This is a genomic window from Nonomuraea turkmeniaca, assembly GCF_005889735.1.
GTDB lineage: Bacteria > Actinomycetota > Actinomycetes > Streptosporangiales > Streptosporangiaceae > Nonomuraea > Nonomuraea turkmeniaca.
In genome coordinates this window covers 74,439-90,906 of the sequence record NZ_VCKY01000001.1, presented here as the reverse complement: position 1 = coordinate 90,906, position 16,468 = coordinate 74,439, and the positions used below count along the sequence as shown (strand labels likewise).

Here is a 16,468-nt window from a genome sequence, read left to right as displayed (position 1 = left end):
ATGTCCTCGGCGTGAGCGCCTGCGCGCGATCAGGGCGGGCCCGGTGATCCTCCTACGAGATCGGGACAGCCCTTCGAGAAATCGCTCCATCCGATGTACGGTAACGCCGTGCCACCGCCGAGGAGACGTGATCGTTTCGCCCAGGCGAGTGTTTCCGCCGCCGTGTACGCCCCAGCGGGGGTTCGGCCTGCCGATGAATAATGCCGCCATGCCGGGTCTGCAGCACGGTGAAACTCGTTGGATCGAGACTGCAGGAGGTCGAAGTGTCGGTATCAGTGCTTGACATGTCGGTGTCGCTCGACGGGTACATCGCGGGTCCGAACGACAAACCTGGCAACCCCGGCGGCGACGGCTTCATCCGGCTACACGACTGGGGGCTCACGCCGGAGGGGGAGTTCCGTCGGTCCGGGCCGGCCGGAGAGTTGCTCGGCGAGGTAGGAGCGGCCGGCGCGGTCCTCGCGGGACGGCGTACCGCAGAGCAGGTCGATCACTGGGGTGGTGATCACAATGGTCAGGGGATCCCGATCTTCGTGCCCAGTCATCGGCCGCCCGACCCGTCGGTCGCGAACTATCCGCTGGTGACATACGTGACCGATGGGATCGCCAGCGCGATGGCTCAGGCGAAGGCCGCCGCCGGGGACCGGAACGTGCATGTGATCGGCGCCTATACGGCGCAACGGGCGATCGAGGCCGGGGTGCTGGACGAGTTGCAGATCCATCAGATCCCGGTGCTGTTCGGCGGTGGCCGACGGCTCTTCGATGTGTTGTCGTCGCGTGTGGAGTTGGAGATCGTTCGGGTGATCGACACGCCGGAGGCCACCCACATCCGCTACCGCATCCGTCGCTGAGCCTCTCGTCTTGCCGCATCACCTCTTCTCCTCCAAGTGAACGACAGACCTATTGGTTGAGAAACCAGTAGTGCGATGAACATCGTCGCGCACGAGGTCCAGTAAACGGGGGCGTACCAGGGCGGCTCATCTGGCCCGACCAGGGTGGCGCCGTATTGGGCCAGGTCGAAAGGCGTGTTCATCGAGGTGAAGACAAGCACCACGAGGTACGGCAGGGCCAGCGCGATCGTCGCGGCACGTTGATCACGCACAAGCGCCAGACCGCATGTGATCACCGCGAGGGCGACGGAATACGCGTGCAGCGTGTCCGCGACAGCCTCCATGTTGGCCGCCGTTATCTGCGCGCCTACCCACAACGGATCCGATTCGTCCCTCCCCGCACCGATCAGCATCCCGTGCTCGATGGCCAGCCACCCCAGCCCGACCAGCAGCGGCCCCGCCCAGATGGCATGGCCGTCGCGTCCGTCCTTCGGGAGGATGCACAACCCTGCGAGGTACAGGCAGAAGGCGACCAGCGCCAGCACGGGCCGGACGACGCCCATCCACTCGGCTTCGTGGCCGACCCAGCCGTATCCGTTCGGGTCCACGATCTGCCAGAGCCCCAGCAGGTACGGCGGAGCCATTGCGATCGCCAGGATCCGCCCCAGAGGCGAGCCCCGCTGAACGAGCAGCGTCATGGCCACCGCCGGGCCGAACACCAGGAGGAAGAACCGTCCCTCACTGCGGATGATGTAGTCGACGGTGACCTGGGTGTCCCGCGGGAACGAGATGACCTGCAGCGCAAAGAGGATCAGGCCGACGGCGACCGACAGGCCGAGCAGTGCGGCGGCCCGACCCCTCGATCTCGGTAACACCATTGGCCCTGCATACCAGCTTTCGCGCACCCGAGATAGGTCGCCGGCACCACGGCGGCCCCGGTTTGTCAGGAAGGGCTTCCCGGGCCAGGGGAAATGGCCAAGGCGATCCCGATCGGCGCCACCATCCAGAGCGCGCAGACCGCGAACGCCGTCGTCGCCGGCATGGTCTGCGGGAAATGGTGGAGGAGCTGGAGGCCGGCGACGAGAGGGAGGAACTCGCCGACGTTCTCACCGCCGGGGATCGACATGAGGATGAACGGGAGGACGTACAGGGTCGCGATCAGCACCACTGCCGCCAGCGCTCCGCTGCGCAGGAGGGCGCCGAGTGCCAGGCCGAGGAGCGCGGCGGTGACCAGGACGAGCGCCGCGGAGCCGATGAGCGGCCAGGCGTCCGGGGGCAGCAACGTCGGGTGGAGTCGTGCGATCACGGCACGGCCGTACAGGTATCCGGTGGTTCCGATGAGCACCAGCGTGACCAGTGCCGCGCCGGTCAGAACCGCCGCCTTGGCCAGGAGGACGCCCCTGCGCGACGGCATGGCGGTGTAGGTCAGGTTGATCATCCCGGACGCCTGCTCGCCGGTCATGGTGATCACGCCGAGTACGCCGATCACCAGTGCGGAGAGTGCCAGGCCGAAGAAGGCCACGCTCCATGCGACCAAGGACGCCTGGTCGGGTGAGCGGCCGGCATCGAGGCGAGGAAGGACCGTTCCGGCGGCGGGTACGGTCACGGCCAGCGCGACGGCCACGGCGGCGGCCAGCGACCACAGGCTGGAGCGCAGGGTGCGGAACTTGATCCACTCCGCGGCCAGCGTTCTCACGACATACCCCCGACGACCTCAAGGTAGACGTCCTCCAGGGACGCGCCCGGGCGGACGAACTCGGCGGTGGGCACGTCGGCCATCAGCCGTCCGCGGGCGATGACGATCAAGTGGTCGGCGGTGATCGCCATCTCGGACATCAGGTGGCTCGAGATCAGGACCGTACGGCCATCGGCGGCCATGGATTTGAGCAGGTCGCGCGTCCACCTGACGCCTTCAGGGTCGAGACCGTTGATCGGCTCGTCGAACAGCAGCACCGGCGGGTCGCCGAGCAGCGCCGCCGCCATGCCGAGCCGCTGTTTCATCCCGAGGGAGTAGGCCCGGATGCGCTTACGGACGTCCCCCAGGCCCACCTGCCGGAGCACGGGTGCGATCCGGTCGTACGGCAGGCCGTTCGAGGCGGCGAGCCATCGCAGGTGCTGGTCGGCGCGGCGGCCGCCGTGCACTGCCGTTGCGTCGAGCAGCGCGCCGACCCTGGTGAGGGGCCTGTCGATCTCGTGGTACGGCAGGCCGTCGACCGTGGCACGACCCGCCGTGGGGCGTTCGAGCCCGAGGATCAGCCGCATCGTGGTGGTCTTGCCCGCCCCGTTGGGGCCCAGGAAGCCGGTGACGCGGCCGGGGCGTACCTCGAAAGAGAGGTCGTGCACGACCACTTCGCGTCCGAAACGTTGGGTGAGACCGGAAACTTCGATCATGTGTCCGACGATCCCCCGCCGGACGCGTTTCCGCGTCTGACCCAGGTCCGATCCGATATCAGACTGCGGGCCGATGTGCGGGGCCGAGTCGGAGGTCTACCGTCGAGGCGTGCCAGTCACCGAGATCCGTCCACCGTTGTTCAGCAGGGTGCCCAGGTGGGCCTGGGTGCTGCTCGACGGCCTGTGGGCGGTCGTGGTGGCGTTCCTCTACCTGCAGTTGGCGAGCTACCACGACGCGGGATGGGCGGGTGCCGTCTCGGCGCTGGCCACGACGCTGCCGCTGGCCGTGCGGCGGATCTGGCCGCGTACGGCGTTCTGCGTCGTCATCGCCGGTGAAATGGGCATGCTCGCGATGGTGCCGGGTGGAGGGGACGTTCTGGCCGTGCCCATGGCCGCCTATGCGGTCGCGCGGTTCGCCGGCCGGACCTGGGCGGTCGGCGCGTTGCTGACCGCGCTCGCGGTGGCAGCGACGGTGCTGTTCCGGTGGCCGATGAGCAAGGAGAGCATCCAGAGTTCCCTGTGGGTGGTCGGGGTGTTGGTGGCCTTCTGGGCGGCCGGGGCGATGATGCGCGAGCGTTCGCTCTACGTCGAACGGCTGGCCGCGCACGCGGAGGAGCGCGCCAGGGCGGAGGCGACGGAGGAGCGGTTGCGCATCGCCAGGGAGCTGCACGACGTCGTGGGACACAGCCTCAGCACGATCGCCGTGCAGGCGGGGGTCGCCGAGCACGTCGGGAAGCCGGAGGTGATGCGCCGGGCCCTGCGCTCCATCGGCGAGACGAGCCGGTCGGCGCTGCACGAAACCCGTCGATTACTCGGAATCCTGCGGGAGGACGGCGAAGCCTCGCGGGCACCCGCCCCCACGCTGTCTGATCTGCCGGAGTTGGTGGAGCGCACCCGGACGGCCGGGGTCGACGCGTACCTGTCCGTCACCGGGGACGTGCCGCGTGAGCTGGAGCTGACCGTGTACCGCATCGTGCAGGAAGCGCTCACCAATGTGATCAAGCATGCTGGGGCGGACCATGCCCGTGCGACCGTGGTGCGGGAGGAAGAGGGCATTCGGGTCGAGGTGGTCGACGACGGGCGGGGCGGAGAAGCGGGCGCTGCGGCGGCGGGCCATGGGCTGGCGGGACTGCGCGAGCGGGTACGGGTGTTCGGTGGCGCCTTCGAGGCGGGGCCCCGGCCGTTGCATGGTTTCCGCGTGTACGCGTTCCTGCCGGTGCAGGGCGCTCCAGAGGACCCGCCGCGACGCCCCGTTCAGGAGCCCCTGCGACCCCCGCCGACGGACGAGCGGCCACATTCGGGGCAGGAACATCCGCGACGCCCGCCGGGGGAGCCGTCGGGATCCCGGCCGCAGGAGACATCAGGGCGCCTGCCGCAGGACCCCGTGCGGGGCCCGTCCCAGGACTCCTCCCGGCGTCCAGCCGACCGGCTGGGAGACTCGAGGATCACGCGCCTGCCGACATCGGCGGAGGGGCCATGACCACCCGGGTGCTGGTCGCCGACGACGAGGCGCTGGTCAGGGGAAGCTTCCGGCTGCTCGTCGACAGCGCGCCCGGCCTGTCTGCGGTAGGGGAGGCGGCCACGGGCGAGGAGGCGGTCGCGATCAGCCGGCGCGAACGACCCGACGTGGTGCTCATGGACGTACGCATGCCCGTCATGAACGGCATTGAGGCCACCCGCCACATCTGCGCCGCGCATCCGGAGGTGCGGGTTCTCATCGTGACGACGTTCGACCTCGACGAGTACGTCTACGGCGCGCTGCGCGCCGGTGCCGCGGGCTTCCTGCTGAAGGACACCCCACCGCCTGACCTGCTCAAGGCCATCCAAGTGATCGCCGGCGGCGACGCCCTCCTCGCGCCCACCGTCACCCAACGGCTCATCGAACGGTACGTGGCCCACGTGCCGCCGCCCAAGAAGCTCGAGATCACCGAACGCGAGCGGGAGGTCCTGGTCCTGATCGCCAGAGGTCTGTCCAACCACGAGATCGGCGCCGCGCTTCACCTCAGCCTGGGCACGGTGAAGACCCACGTCGGCCGCCTGCTGACCAAGCTCGACGCGCGCACCCGGGTGCACCTCGTCATCGTCGCCTACGAAGCGGGCTTGGTGCCCTGACCGGGTCGCGATGCTCTCTCTTGTCGCTCAGGTCCTTGCTGGTCGCCCTTGACGTCCACCCGCGCGTGGGCCATGCAGATCCTTCCGCGTTCGGTGGGCCCTCCGGCTCGCTCCGCCGCGTCCAGGTGACGCAGTACGGCGAGCAGCATGGCGGGGTGATCCTGCCGGTGGCAGGGACGGAGCGCGGCCGAGAGGACTCGAACCGCGAGGACTCGAACCGCGAGGTTCGGCTCTCATCGATTTGAGCTAGCGCAGCCTGACGCCACCTCGATATGCCGAACGACCAACCCCGACTCAGCCTGCGACGGTCGAGTTGCGGAAGAGGAAATAGTTCGAGTGGTCCGCGTGCAGGTAGTGGTGGAACCGCGTGGCCTTCGGCTGGGCTGTCTTGTCGGCGGTGACGACCGTGAGGATGACGTACCTCTTGGTCGCGCCCGATCGGATCTTGCCGTAGACGTACTTGCCGAGAATCTTGTCTCGGCGCCACTTCACGGCCCCAGAAGAGTTTGCCAGCTGCTCGGCCGTGGCCTTTGCGGCCTTCTCGGTGGGGAAGGACATGATGACCTGGACCGCCGTGAGATGCCCCCTGTAGGCCGAGTAGGCCAGCTGGACGGCGCGCTCGCACTTGTTCTTCGCCAGCACGCCCCGCCTGTCGACCGGGACGCAGTTGTCGTACGTCCAGCCACCCACCCTCTCGGCCTTGAACGTGACGCTGCCCAGGCGGAAGTTCCAGTCGCCGAACTCCTCGTGGCCGATCGGGGAGCCCGGTGGTCGTGCCTTCTCGCTGGGTCTCGGCTCGGCGGGCTCGGGTGTGGGGTCCGTGGTCGGCAGGGCCACGGCGGTGTCCGGGTCGGGGGCGTTCAGGTGCTTGTACAAGCTGAACGTGAAGCCGCCCGGCAGGAGCACCACCAGGATCGCTACCAGGGTGGTGACCACACCGGGGTAGTCCCGCGGGTCGGGCTGCCGAGGGTATCCCATGCGTTAATACTGCTGTAGTTCATCACCTCTTGCCCCAACCGCCCCAAAAGTGATGCTGAATGATGTTCGCCTTCCGCAAGCACGCTAGTGGCACGTGATCAAGCGGCTGACCTCTTCCTCATCGGGGTCGGCTTGCTGCCACTGGCAAGGCGTGCTGATGGGCGCGCACCTCGATGGAGTCCATACTCACCGTCCAGTCCGCGCCCTCGGCCTGATCACACCCGACCAGCAGCGCATAAAGGATCTTGGCCCACACTCCCTCCATCGACCAGCGGCGATGCCGGTTGTAGACGGTCTTCCCGTTCCCGTAACGCGCCCTGGACCTGGCTGGTCGCCGCGGTGCAGGCGCGGCCGCCCGCCATGCCGGACTTGCGGCATGATGCGTCACTGCATATCGTGCCGATGTATCCAGTCGATATATCGGGCGGACGGTTTGCCGTAGCCCGGCTGACGCGGGGAGCTGCGATGAGGCGGATCGACTACGACACGGAGCAGTACCAGGACTACGCGCGTGGCCGTGCGCTTGCCGAGCAGCAGCTGCAGGTATGGATCAGTGCCTTCGGAGCGGTGCTGCCCGAGCGGCGTCCGCTGGCGGGGCTGGACGTCGGCTCAGGGACCGGCAGGTTCACCCCCGCGCTGGCGCGAGCGTTCGGGCCGGTCACCGGGGTCGAGCCGTCGGTCCGCATGCGCGAGATAGCGCAGGCAGAGTCCCTGCATCCCGGGGTGCGGTATCTGGCAGGCTCCGCCGAGGACATGCCAGTGCCGTCCGGCAGCGCCGACTACGCTCTCATGTTCTTGTCCTGGCACCACGTCCAGGACAAGCCGCGGGCGGTACGGGAGCTGGCCAGGGTGCTCAGGCCCGGCGTGCGGCTGCTCCTGCGCGCGAATTTCAGCGACCACCATCCCCGGCCGTGGTGGCTGGAGCACTTCCCCCGCGGTTTTGAGGTGGACGCCTCGCTGTTTCAGCCGCTGCACGAGGTCATCGCGATGTTCACGTCAGACGGCTGGCGCGTTGCCAGCTTCGCCACGGTTACCGAGTCGTCCTCCGGCACCTGCGGTGACATGCTCGAACGGCTGCGCCTGCGCACCCTTTCGTTCTTCGCTCAGCTCAGTCCCGACGAACTGGAGGCCGGCTTCCGCCGCCTGGAGCAGGCTGTCGCCGCGGATCCTGGCGCACCAGCGCCTGTGTTCTCTGAGCCACTGCTCACGCTCGAACGGAGCTCATAACGCCAACGGCGCCTCGTTGACCTGCGTCGCGACGAACTACCCCCGGGCGACGCTTGATCATGCCGGCACGCTCTTCCGGGCGCCCGCCACGGGGGCCCGTAACAGATAATCTGCGTGCTTGAGTCCCGCGATCTGCAAGCAGACCGCCATGAAAATAGTCGGGGATCTGCACGCCCCTACCGTCCGCTAATAGCCGCGGACAGTTGCCTTCGTGCGGAATGCGCAGAGCTGTCTCATCGGGCACGCAAAGGGCACGGCGCCGACAACCGCCTGCCAGGCGGCCCGACCGCGATGCCGCGAGAGCCATTTTTTAGAGCGGACTCGCGCTGTTGCACTAGTGCACATCATGGCATTTTCCGTTGCCGCTGTAGGGAAAGACGTCTGCTGCGTACGGTGTCCACATGAGATATCTGGAAGGGCCTTTCGCGCCCGTCACTGAAGAGGTCACCGCCTTCGATCTCCCTGTGACCGGGCGGATCACGGCTGAGCTCAATGGTCGGTACCTGCGCAACGGGCCCAACCCGCTGGGTGTGGAAGACCCTGTTATGCACATCTGGGGCATGGGCCGTACGGCCGGTTTCGGGGTCTAGTCGCGAGTGGGATTGTCGGCGGCCAGCAGGTCGTAGCCCCGGACGGTGGAGAACAGTTCCTCGCCGTACCTGGCGTCTTCCGGCGGGGCGTGATACGCGTAGGCCGTCAGAGTGACCGACTCTGCGATGATCGTCCACGGCGTGACCTCCGGGCGCGGCACCCCAGGCAGACGCAGGTTGTGCGCCCGCCGAACGGCCAGGCGGTATTCCGCGAGCGCGGCGGCTGTCTCGCCGCGGGCGAGGGCGAGCTCGGCCGCGCACAACGAGGCCATCGCCACCCCGCCGAGCACGGTCTCGTTGTCGTTGATCCGGGCGATCTCGGCGAGTTCGGCCTCCGCGCTGTCGAGGTCGCCGTCGGCGAGAGCGGAGATCAGCAGCACCGCGCGGAGCTGGGTCTCGTCGTCGGCGGCGCCGAGCCGGCTCAGCACCGGGATGGCAGTGCGCGCGTGTCCGACCGCCCGCCGTCGGTCGCCGAGCTGCATGACCAAGTGGGCCAGCATCGCGTGCATGATCGCGGCGACCCACGGCCCCTCGCCCTCGCCCTCGCCCTCGCGGAGCATCCTCAGGGTCTGCTCGGCGGCCTCGATCGCCCCGGTAACGTCCCCGGCGTTCTCCCGGACATGGGCGCTCGTCTGCGTCGCCGCCAAAACCACGTCACGGTCGGCGCTCCGGCACAACTCCTCCAGCCGTCGGCGCACGTCGGCGCCGTCGTCCGTGTCGCACGCGAGCACCACCGTGGCCATCGCCGCCACTCGGGGATCCGTTGCGTCACTAGTGGGCAGCGTACGGAGAAGGCCGCGCATCGGACCACCGGTGTGGTCGGTGATGATCAGGGTGTTCATGAGCGTGATCAGCATGGCGGCCCTGGTCACCTCGACGAGGTGCGGCGGCGGCATCCAGCCGCTGACCACCTGGGCGATCGCGTCCCGCTGAACGAGAAGCCGGGAGTGGTCGCCGCGGATCGACCACAACGAGCCGACGCCGGCCAGCAACTGGACCGTCGTGACGGGATCGGGCCCGCCGAGAGCCTGCCGGAGCAGATCGGCGAGGTTGCTCTCTTCTGCGTGCAACGCGTCGGCCGCCGCGAACTGCGCCGGGCCGAACAGCTTGGAGGCGTGTTCGAGGGCGTACGCCGTCGCCCAGGCTCGCTGGGCCTCCCGAGCGGCCACCTCTTCGCCGGCCTCCTTCAGCCGCATCCGCCCGAATTCCCTGACGGTCTCCAGCATCCGGTAGCGCAGGCCGTACGTCGTCTCGCGGACGTTCAGCATCGACTGCTCGGTCAGCGCGTTCACGACGTGCAGGGCGTCCGAACCCAGTACGTGCTCGGCCGTGGCCAGCGTGAAACCGTCGCTGAACAGCGACATCCATCGCAACGCCCGCCGTTCTGGCTCGTCCAGCAGATTCCACGACCACTCGATGACCGCGAGCAGCGTCTGGTGCCGGTCGGGGGCCGTACGGTTCCCGCCGCGCAGTAGGACGAACCGGTCCGCCAGGCGCCGTGCGATCTCCTCCACCGACATTGCCCGTACCTTGGCCGCTGCCAGCTCGATCGCGAGCGGCAGCCCGTCGAGGCGGGCGACGACTTCGTCGACCACTCCCTCGTTGATCCGCACACCCGGACGGGCGGCTGTGGCGCGCTGGCGGAACAACTCCACCGCGTCGCCCGCGGGCAGTTCGCCGAGCGGGTAGACGCGTTCGGCGGGGATCGACAAGGGGGCGCGCGAGGTGGTGAGCACCCGCAGGTCGCGGGTCGTCACGGTCAGGAACGCCACCAGGGCGGCGACGGCCTCGATCACGTGCTCGCAGTTGTCCAGGATCAGCAACGCCGGAGCCTGATCGAGATGCTGGGCGATCCGGGCGCGAACGTCTGAGCGCTGCTCGGCGGTCAGCGCACGACGCCCGCTGACCGAATCCCGAACCCCGAGCGCCGAGCCCACCTCGCCCACCACGCCCTCGGGCGAGGACACGCCGACGAGCTCGACGAAGTGAGCGACGGGCTGCGCGGCGGCTCTGCCGACGACATGAGCCAGCCGCGTCTTGCCCAGCCCGCCAGGGCCGATGATGGAGACCACCCGGCTGGTCTGCAACAGGGCGTGCACCGCACGGATGTCGCCATCGCGGCCGAGCAACGAGGAGCCGTCGAACAGGATGCCCTCACGCACCGGGCGATCCGCGATGAGGAGTTCGGCGTACACGCGGGCGAGCTCAGGCCCTGGTTCGGTGCCGAGCCGCGCCACCAGGCCCGCGCGATACCGCTCGTAGCGCTCCAGAGCTGAGGCGACACCTCGTACGGCGGCCTCGCTCCTCAGCAGACAGACGAGCAGTTCCTCGTCGTGCGGCCAATCGGCTGCGGCCTCCTCCAGCAGCTGCAGCGCGGCCTCGTGAGCGCCGCTCCGGCCCCGCGCGATCGCCGCCACCCGCCGCGCCTCGGCCACCCACTTCGCTGCCATGCCCCTCAGCTCAGCGAGCGCGCCCGTGGCACCATCCGAGCCGCCGGCCACGAGACCCATGGCCTCGTCGGCGCGGCGACACGCGAGCGCCACGTCGTCCTCGCCCAGTGCCGCCCGCGCCTCCTCCACCAGCGCGCCGACCAGCAGCGCGTCCACCTGATCGGTGGCCAGCCCAAGCCGGTAACCACGCGAGATCCGCACCACGACGTCGGCGCAGGTCGCCGTCCTGGTCCGCGAGACGACCACTTGCAGCGCCTTCGTCGGATTGGTCGGCGCCTCATCGGGCCACAACTCCTCGACCAGGCGCTCGTCACTGACCCCTGCACGTCCGTGCATGGCGAGCACTGCCAGGAGGGTCTGCGCACGATCGCCGACCACGCGCACATCCCGCCAGCGGACGCCGTCGAGCAGGACCAGTGAGGGGGACACACCCTCAGCTTACGGACGAGTCAAAGGTGAGAGGCGTGACACACCCGTGCCACCCTGTCCCTCGCTGTTTGCGGGAGCGAGTACGAGACCAGGGCCCCCGACGATCACGGTCCTAAACTGCCGGATCGGTTTGGCTCCGACGGCAGGCACTGAGAAGGGCAAAGACTATGAGCAGCCTTCTTCGCTCGACCCCCGCTGCTAGCGCCGACACCAACGTGAGCACGAGGAGCCAGAACTTCGCACCCTCGCCGCCGTCGTCGGCCCACAGCCCGAGCATGGCGCGTTCGCTGTCGACGGTGACCGCGATGGCGAGGTAGGTGGGCCGGTTGGCATCGTCGTAGCGCTCATCGCGTCATGAGGCCGTACGAGAGATCTCCCACACAGGCGAGGCCGGAACGGAAGTCACGCAGAAGCCCTCCGCGATCTCACGGAGGGCTCCCGACAAGGCGATCAGAAACGATGTGTCACCAGGGAGTGAACTCGGTGCCGCCGAGATCTTCCGCGGCGCTGCGCCCTTCACGGGCCAGAATCGTGATCATCTCGCGCGCCTCCTGGAGGCTGAGGTTCCGCCCCCGCGAACCTTTGACCGACGGATCCGGCCACTCTCCCCAAAGCGTCGGCCCCTTGTTCCACATGACCTGGAACGACACGCCCGATGGCGCCTGAAACACCATGAAGTTTCCCTCTATGGGACGCATACGCATCAGCTCATCCAAACAGCCTTGCAGCGTCATAGGCTCCATCGGGCCATCGTCGTAGATGGCCCTTAGCTCAGCAGCCGGCCTCTCAGCCCTGCTCGGATGGGCGGCTAGCCGTCCGTGGCGCCGCCGCTGCCAAGTCATCCGCACTTCGATGCGCGCTTCTGTGCTGCCGTCCCAGTCGACCTCAAGACCGTGACGGCGCAGCGTGGCGGCGATTTCCTCACCGATCTTCTGCTCGGGGGTGTACGACAGACATACCCCTCCGCCCTCCGCCGCCGCGCTTCTGACGTCCTGGAAGTGATAGAAGACGTATCCCCGATCCACCCCCTGCTCGGTGATCTCGTCAACGCCGCAGCGTTGGCAGCAGGAGAAGTGCTCCCGCGCGGTGATGCCCGCCACGTCCAGGTCGCGGAAGGCAGCCGTCAGCCTGTCGCAGTCGGTGACCTCAGGCCATTCCTCCTGCGCGGCGAGGTGCCGGGCGAACTCGACGTCCAACAGTTCGGCGATGCCCTCATCGGTCTCCCACTGCTCCTCCAGATCCTGGACGAGCTGTTCATAGCTCGCTACGCCCACGGCCACCTCGACTTGGACGCTCTTTGAAATCTCCGCATCGATCATGTCGCCAATATTCTCGGATAGGAGCCACTGGCACGCGGAACCTTAGCGAGAAGCGGTATATCGGCAGTATGCAGTACGAATGAGAGCATCTGAGCGAAGCGAAGGCCTACAGGGGTCGAGGCTTGACTCGACTGGAAACACGGCTGAGCCCCCGCGCGCGAAGCGCCCACTGCGAAGACCTTCTTGCTCGCCGGAGACGCGCCCGGGATAGACAGCCCGAGCGAATCGAGGACCATCGGGACAGGCCACAACGGGCAACGGGCGGGTGACCTGTGGCCCACCTACCCGCGCCTTTCATGGCATCCAGTCGAGTCGTTCCGGGTTGTTCAATGCAGGTCAACGCCTGTGCGCGGTCCTTGGTGAACGGATCTGAATGACCCTGTATCGCAACCCGAACTGCAACCCGGGGCGGCTCTCTGAAGTGTAAAGGTCGCTTCCAGAAGGGAAGTGATCGTTTCCCGCGGTGTCTCACTCATGTCCGCGGCTCCAGATATTCGCTTGGCAGCGACTGACGGTGTGGCGATACTGCGGTGATGTTCACAGATGCTGATGCCGCCGCCTTGTATGACCTGCTCAACCCGTGGGACGTGACGCGGTATCCCAGCGATGCACTCTACAACGAGCTGGTGATGGCTGCGGATGCCGTGCTTGATGTGGGGTGCGGCACCGGCGGCATGTTGCACCAAGCTCGCGAGCTGGGTCATCGCGGACGGCTTGTCGGGCTGGACCCGGACCTTGCTGCGCTTGATCGGGCCAGGCGGCGCACGGACATCGAGTGGGTTGCCGGGGTTGCGGCGGACGCATCCTGGGATCGAGAGTTCGACCTGGTGACTATGGCCAGCAACGCTTTCCAGTGCTTGGTGAGCGATAGGGAGCTGTCCGCGTCGTTGGTCGCGATCAGGAGGGCGCTACGTGACGGCGGCCGGTTCGCGTTCGACACGCGTAACCCTCAGGTGCGTGAGTGGGAGGAGTGGAAGCCGTCGAACGCCAGCGAGGTTGTGGATGGAAACGGCCGTACGCTTCGCGTGTCACACGACGTCAAGTCGGTGGTCGACGATGTGGTGACGCTCACCGAAACCACCAGCGCTCCGGACGGCACGGTTCTGCGCGTCGATCTGGCGAGTCTGCGATTCCTGGATGTGTCGAGGCTTGGCGCGTTCCTGCACGAGGCGGGCTTCGAGATCGAGGCGCAGTACGGCGGCTGGCAGCATGAGGCCGTCTCCGATGCCAGCCGTTCGATCGTCACGATCGCGCGTCGGGCCTAATGTCCGACTCCTGGTACGGCGATCAGCCAGTTTCCGGTGAACCAGGGTGAGGAACAAAAACTGGACCGTCGATCGCCCCAAACACGTACGGTGGCCTGGCCACGCCGTGGCGATCGTAAGGGCCGTAGCTGTGCGGCGGTGCGGCAACTGTCAACGCCGGCCGGAGCGTTCGGTGGCTACGGCGCGGCAGGCGTTCGGCGCCCGGCCCATAGTCCCGCGCTGAGGTGTCTCGCTTGCCCGCGAGTGCGTTCTCTACTCCGGCGGTTGTTGGACGGCCCAGCGGATTCGGTGCGCTGTACGGCTTCCAGACTCAGGCGTCCGCTGGTGATGCCTTCGTCGAGGTCGCCGATGCGGAGTTGGACGGCGGCGATCTTCTTGTGGCTGCCGTACTGACCTAGTCTAGATCTCCATTCTCGCCTGCTCGATTTGCCGCACGATGGCATGGGCACCATGCGCCTGTGCGATGGCGTGCGCCTCGTCGAGTGTCGCGAGCGCGTCCGCCCGGCGGTCCTGGGCGGCGGCGATGTAGGCCAGCCCGACCATGTTGGCGGCCATGCCCGGCAGGGCCCCGACCTCCCGGCGCAGCCGCGACGACTCCTCCAGCCGCTCGCGCGCTTCATCCAGCCGACCGGCCATGTGTGCCGCGATGCCCAAGTGCCGCAGGGCCTCGGACTGGGTCGGCTTGCCGCCGACCTGCGCCACCAGCTGGCAGGACTGCTCCAGTTCCGGAACCGCAGTCTCGTTGTCACGCCGGATGACCTGATGTAAGCAGCCGATCCAGAACAACGCCTCGGCCTCGCCGCGCGCATCGCCCAGCGCCCGGTACAGCTCGATCGCGCGCTCAAACAACGCCAATTCGGCCGGGTCCTCGACGGGTGACGAGCCGGCGCTAGCGCGCTCGTTGAGAAACCGCGCATGCAGGATCCGCCCACGGGCCAACGCGGTATCGGCCTCCACCGCGTCCAGGCCCCGTTCGGCGTGGGTCAGCACGCTGACGTCGCCGCTGAACACTGCCCGTTCATAGAGCGTCTTGGCCTGTTCGATCCGGTCTTCGGCGCTCATCGCCGCCCCCGCCCTGGCATCGCCACTACGCGGTAGATCAGCAGTAGCGTACTCCGGCCCAGGATCGTGATGTGGACGGTCAGCGATGAGTGGGTTGGCCGACGTGGCTACGCGCAGGTGGATGGCCGTCACATGATCATCATCGACTTGTGGGGACAACTTCAGATTTCGTGGCGGCCGCTTGCGACAGCGTAGACGCCGACGGCCTCCACCTCACCCGCCTACGGCCCTGGCACATGGCACCGTGATCACCCCGGAGTCGGAGCGCCGCCGCCGGAGGCTTGTGTTTCACACAATGGATCAGTCATCGTGTTATATGCCGACGGCATCGGAGAGTCTGGATCATGGACCACTGGAAGTGGCTTGAGCGTGTTCCGTGGGGGGTTTGGGCCGCCTTTGGGACTCTCATGGCCATCAAGCAGATCTGGGACCTGACTCGTCCCGCGGAGTCGATCGACCACCTTGGCGACACCATCGTGCTGTTCGGTCACATCGGTCTTATCTGGCTCGCGGTCGCTGTTGTCCGTCCACGCCAAGCGATGAGGAACGACAACAGCCGTGCTGACTGAGCGCAATCCAAAGAGCCCCGCTGGCGCTGCGTAGTGGTCGGGCGGCCTAACGCGGTGGCACGGAGCGGGGTCGGCGGTTCGTTTGGTTACGGTGCAGTGGTGTGCGGCGAGCAGCGCGTGCCCCGTGCGAGAACGGCCACCAGGCCGCACGCGCAGCGCAGGAGGGTTGCGTGGGGGCGCGGCGGCGCGGAGGACGATCGCTTCAGGACGGCGGCCATCACAGGCGAGAGATGCGTGAGCACGGACGCGGTAGTCAGGCAGTTTGTTACTCTCCTCGCCTCACAGTGCTCGGCGAGGGAGAGTCTTCCGAGGTGGAGCCTAGGAGATTCGAACTCCTGACTTCCTGCTTGCAAATCGGCCAGATCGACGATGTAAGGAGTCGTGTGCCTCTGTTGCAGTACGCGTTGCTGTACGCCTCACGGCCCTGCGCCGCACTCCCCCTGCCCCCGCTAGCTGCCCCGGATGATGGGGCGGCGGGGGCAGGGCAACAGGCGCGAAACGGAATGCCCTGTTGCTGGTTGTCGATCAAGATAGCGTTGTGCTGATCGATCATTTTCCCCTGGTTGGGCTGCGGCTGACCACGCCGCATCTCGTACTCCGGCTGCCGACATCAGAGGAGCTTTCGGCTCTTGCTGATCTAGCCGCCGAGGGTATCCACGACCCGGACGCTTCGCCGTTCATCGTGCGGTGGACCGATGCCCCGCCCGCTGAGGTTGCCCGCAGTGTGATCCACTACCATTGGCGCCAACTCGGGGCATGGACTCCACGAGACTGGGAGCTCAACTTCACGGTATTCCGCGGGGGGACAGTGGTCGGGCAACAGAATCTCGCCGCCCGGGACCTGGCCGTCACGCGTCAGGTACGGACAAGTTCATGGCTCGGTCGCCGCTTTCAGGGGCAGGGAATCGGCACCGAAATGCGCGCGGCCGTACTCCATCTGGCCTTCGCCGGCCTGGATGCCGATGAAGCCCTTTCCGGCGCGCTTGAACACAACCACGCCTCCCTGGCCATCTCGCGCAAGCTCGGCTACCAACCTGACGGCCACCACCGCCAGGCGTTGGACGGGAAAATGCTTGTAGAGCATCGGCTATGCCTGACCCGGGCTTCCTGGGAGCGGCACCGGACTATCCCCGTCAGCATCGAAGGGTTCGCGTCCTGCCTGCCCTACTTGGGCATCGACGCGTCGACGTGTCGCTGAACGAAGGCAACTCCTACAGTGCCCCGCGCTCCGCAAGGTGGCGAATTTGAT

Annotated in this window: 14 protein-coding genes and 2 pseudogenes; 8 read left to right on the top strand and 8 right to left on the bottom strand. The window is 67.5% G+C overall.

From position 1 onward, the window contains the following. Positions 1-263: 263 nt before the first annotated feature. Positions 264-848 carry a dihydrofolate reductase family protein gene (locus ETD86_RS00460; RefSeq protein ID WP_138664042.1) on the top strand — a complete coding sequence of 195 codons (585 nt, stop codon included), beginning with the start codon at positions 264-266 and terminating at the stop codon, positions 846-848. Here the strand turns inward: ETD86_RS00460 and ETD86_RS00455 are convergent. The 3 genes and pseudogenes from ETD86_RS00455 to ETD86_RS00445 form a co-directional block, all read right to left on the bottom strand. Beyond that, entirely contained in the window at positions 830-1,732 is a 903-nt protein-coding gene (locus ETD86_RS00455; RefSeq protein WP_138664041.1) for a hypothetical protein, read from the bottom strand. The genes ETD86_RS00460 and ETD86_RS00455 overlap by 19 nt on opposite strands. A 38-nt stretch (positions 1,733-1,770) precedes the next feature. Next, positions 1,771-2,523 carry a hypothetical protein gene (locus ETD86_RS00450; protein WP_138664040.1) on the bottom strand — a complete coding sequence of 251 codons (753 nt, stop codon included), beginning with the start codon at positions 2,521-2,523 and terminating at the stop codon, positions 1,771-1,773. A gap of 59 nt (positions 2,524-2,582) precedes the next feature. Continuing rightward, a pseudogene (locus tag ETD86_RS00445) lies at positions 2,583-3,218 on the bottom strand (ABC transporter ATP-binding protein); the annotation flags it as partial. Positions 3,219-3,327: 109 nt separating this feature from the next. Here ETD86_RS00445 and ETD86_RS00440 point away from each other — a divergent pair. Together ETD86_RS00440 and ETD86_RS00435 are read left to right on the top strand one after the other, a co-directional pair. Continuing rightward, positions 3,328-4,698, top strand: a complete 1,371-nt coding sequence (locus tag ETD86_RS00440) for a sensor histidine kinase (RefSeq protein WP_170222806.1) — start codon at positions 3,328-3,330, stop codon at positions 4,696-4,698. Then, positions 4,695-5,330: a response regulator gene (locus ETD86_RS00435; protein ID WP_138664037.1), complete on the top strand. Its 636-nt coding sequence runs from the start codon at positions 4,695-4,697 to the stop codon at positions 5,328-5,330. The genes ETD86_RS00440 and ETD86_RS00435 overlap by 4 nt, the downstream gene beginning before the upstream one ends. A gap of 294 nt (positions 5,331-5,624) precedes the next feature. Here the strand turns inward: ETD86_RS00435 and ETD86_RS00430 are convergent, their stop codons facing one another. Continuing rightward, on the bottom strand, positions 5,625-6,308 hold the full coding sequence (locus ETD86_RS00430; protein ID WP_138664036.1) for a hypothetical protein: 684 nt from the start codon (positions 6,306-6,308) through the stop codon (positions 5,625-5,627). A gap of 465 nt (positions 6,309-6,773) precedes the next feature. On the opposite strand from ETD86_RS00430, the gene ETD86_RS00420 reads away from it, so the two are divergent. Together ETD86_RS00420 and ETD86_RS00415 are read left to right on the top strand one after the other, a co-directional pair. Further along, positions 6,774-7,535 (top strand): class I SAM-dependent methyltransferase, encoded by a 762-nt coding sequence (locus ETD86_RS00420; protein ID WP_138664035.1) that lies wholly within the window; start codon positions 6,774-6,776, stop codon positions 7,533-7,535. 401 nt (positions 7,536-7,936) lie between these two features. Further along, complete coding sequence (locus tag ETD86_RS00415) at positions 7,937-8,125, top strand: carotenoid oxygenase family protein (RefSeq protein ID WP_281286850.1); 189 nt, start codon at positions 7,937-7,939, stop codon at positions 8,123-8,125. Here the strand turns inward: ETD86_RS00415 and ETD86_RS00410 are convergent. The 3 genes and pseudogenes from ETD86_RS00410 to ETD86_RS00400 all read right to left on the bottom strand — a co-directional run bounded on the left by ETD86_RS00410 (position 8,122) and on the right by ETD86_RS00400 (position 12,323). Continuing rightward, complete coding sequence (locus ETD86_RS00410; protein WP_138664034.1) at positions 8,122-11,004, bottom strand: AfsR/SARP family transcriptional regulator; 2,883 nt, start codon at positions 11,002-11,004, stop codon at positions 8,122-8,124. The genes ETD86_RS00415 and ETD86_RS00410 overlap by 4 nt on opposite strands. 214 nt (positions 11,005-11,218) lie before the next feature. Beyond that, positions 11,219-11,335: pseudogene (locus ETD86_RS57785) on the bottom strand (transposase); the annotation flags it as partial. 133 nt (positions 11,336-11,468) lie between these two features. Next, the gene (locus ETD86_RS00400) at positions 11,469-12,323 is read right to left on the bottom strand and encodes a DUF6891 domain-containing protein (RefSeq protein WP_138664033.1); all 855 of its coding nucleotides are present in this window, start codon (positions 12,321-12,323) and stop codon (positions 11,469-11,471) included. A gap of 533 nt (positions 12,324-12,856) precedes the next feature. Between ETD86_RS00400 and ETD86_RS00395 the strand changes: the two genes are divergently transcribed. After that, a complete protein-coding gene (locus ETD86_RS00395) occupies positions 12,857-13,588 on the top strand; it encodes a class I SAM-dependent methyltransferase (RefSeq protein WP_138664032.1) in 732 nt (243 codons plus the stop codon). 399 nt (positions 13,589-13,987) lie between these two features. Here the strand turns inward: ETD86_RS00395 and ETD86_RS00390 are convergent, their stop codons facing one another. Then, positions 13,988-14,650: a tetratricopeptide repeat protein gene (locus ETD86_RS00390; RefSeq protein WP_138664031.1), complete on the bottom strand. Its 663-nt coding sequence runs from the start codon at positions 14,648-14,650 to the stop codon at positions 13,988-13,990. 344 nt (positions 14,651-14,994) lie between these two features. Here ETD86_RS00390 and ETD86_RS00385 point away from each other — a divergent pair, with 344 nt between their 5' ends. Both ETD86_RS00385 and ETD86_RS00380 read left to right on the top strand, forming a co-directional pair. Continuing rightward, a complete protein-coding gene (locus ETD86_RS00385; protein WP_138664030.1) occupies positions 14,995-15,219 on the top strand; it encodes a hypothetical protein in 225 nt (74 codons plus the stop codon). Positions 15,220-15,730: 511 nt separating this feature from the next. After that, on the top strand, positions 15,731-16,417 hold the full coding sequence (locus ETD86_RS00380) for a GNAT family N-acetyltransferase (protein WP_342779201.1): 687 nt from the start codon (positions 15,731-15,733) through the stop codon (positions 16,415-16,417). Positions 16,418-16,468 lie beyond the last annotated feature (51 nt).

Excerpts from the sequence above, each read along its gene's own strand:
- ETD86_RS00435 (WP_138664037.1), top strand. The coding sequence starts at position 4,695 with ATGACCACCCGGGTGCTGGTCGCCGACGACGAGGCGCTGGTCAGGGGA.
- ETD86_RS00430 (WP_138664036.1), bottom strand. The coding sequence starts at position 6,308 with ATGGGATACCCTCGGCAGCCCGACCCGCGGGACTACCCCGGTGTGGTC.
- ETD86_RS00420 (WP_138664035.1), top strand. The coding sequence starts at position 6,774 with ATGAGGCGGATCGACTACGACACGGAGCAGTACCAGGACTACGCGCGT.
- ETD86_RS00415 (WP_281286850.1), top strand. The coding sequence starts at position 7,937 with ATGAGATATCTGGAAGGGCCTTTCGCGCCCGTCACTGAAGAGGTCACC.
- ETD86_RS00400 (WP_138664033.1), bottom strand. The coding sequence starts at position 12,323 with ATGATCGATGCGGAGATTTCAAAGAGCGTCCAAGTCGAGGTGGCCGTG.
- ETD86_RS00395 (WP_138664032.1), top strand. The coding sequence starts at position 12,857 with ATGTTCACAGATGCTGATGCCGCCGCCTTGTATGACCTGCTCAACCCG.
- ETD86_RS00390 (WP_138664031.1), bottom strand. The coding sequence starts at position 14,650 with ATGAGCGCCGAAGACCGGATCGAACAGGCCAAGACGCTCTATGAACGG.
- ETD86_RS00385 (WP_138664030.1), top strand. The coding sequence starts at position 14,995 with ATGGACCACTGGAAGTGGCTTGAGCGTGTTCCGTGGGGGGTTTGGGCC.